The organism is Anoxybacillus sp. ST4, from assembly GCF_019448545.1.
GTDB lineage: Bacteria > Bacillota > Bacilli > Bacillales > Anoxybacillaceae > Anoxybacillus > Anoxybacillus pushchinoensis.
In genome coordinates, this window is record NZ_JAHZOE010000062.1 from 1 (window position 1) to 1,387 (window position 1,387).

The 1,387-nt window shown below is 52.6% G+C and carries 1 rRNA gene; it reads left to right on the forward strand.

Annotated features, from left to right (window positions below):
* Nucleotides 1-44 precede the first annotated feature (44 nt).
* Nucleotides 45-1,387 (forward strand): 23S ribosomal RNA (locus K1I44_RS14945); the annotation flags it as partial.

The window sequence follows — 1,387 nt, forward strand, 5'->3', positions numbered from 1 at the left end:
AAATTGTTCTTTGAAAACTAGATAACAGGCTGAAAAGTGTGTTTAGTTAAGTTAGAAAGGGCGCACGGTGGATGCCTTGGCACTAGGAGCCGATGAAGGACGGGACAAACACCGATATGCTTCGGGGAGCTGTAAGTAAGCGTTGATCCGGAGATTTCCGAATGGGGAAACCCACTGTCCGTAATGGGGCAGTATCCATACGTGAATCCATAGCGTATGGAGGGCACACCCGGGGAACTGAAACATCTAAGTACCCGGAGGAGAAGAAAGCAAAAGCGATTCCCTGAGTAGCGGCGAGCGAAACGGGAACAGCCCAAACCAAGAGGCTTGCCTCTTGGGGTTGTAGGACACTCAATACGGAGTGACAAAGGAACGGAGTAGATGAAGCGGTCTGGAAAGGCCCGCCAGAGGAGGTAACAGCCCTGTAGTCGAAACTTCGTTCCCTCCTGAGTGGATCCTGAGTACGGCGGGACACGAGGAATCCCGTCGGAAGCAGGGAGGACCATCTCCCAAGGCTAAATACTCCCTAGTGACCGATAGTGAACCAGTACCGTGAGGGAAAGGTGAAAAGCACCCCGGGAGGGGAGTGAAAGAGAACCTGAAACCGTGTGCCTACAAGTAGTCAGAGCCCGTTTATGGGTGATGGCGTGCCTTTTGTAGAATGAACCGGCGAGTTACGATCTCGTGCGAGGTTAAGTCGAAAAGACGGAGCCGCAGCGAAAGCGAGTCTGAATAGGGCGTATAGTACGAGGTCGTAGACCCGAAACCAGGTGATCTACCCATGTCCAGGGTGAAGGTAGGGTAATACCTACTGGAGGCCCGAACCCACGCACGTTGAAAAGTGCGGGGATGAGGTGTGGGTAGGGGTGAAATGCCAATCGAACTTGGAGATAGCTGGTTCTCCCCGAAATAGCTTTAGGGCTAGCCTCGAGTGAAGAGTCTTGGAGGTAGAGCACTGATTGGGCTAGGGGCCCTCATCGGGTTACCGAACTCAGTCAAACTCCGAATGCCAATGACTTATACTCGGGAGTCAGACTACGAGTGATAAGATCCGTGGTCAAGAGGGAAACAGCCCAGATCACCAGCTAAGGTCCCAAAGTGTACGTTAAGTGGAAAAGGATGTGGAGTTGCTTAGACAACCAGGATGTTGGCTTAGAAGCAGCCACCATTTAAAGAGTGCGTAATAGCTCACTGGTCGAGTGACTCTGCGCCGAAAATGTACCGGGGCTAAACGTACCACCGAAGCTGTGGGACGACTTACGTCGTCGGTAGGGGAGCGTTCTAAGGGCGTCGAAGCTAGACCGGAAGGACTAGTGGAGCGCTTAGAAGTGAGAATGCCGGTGTGAGTAGCGAAAACAGAGGTGAGAATCCTCTGCACCGAAAGCCT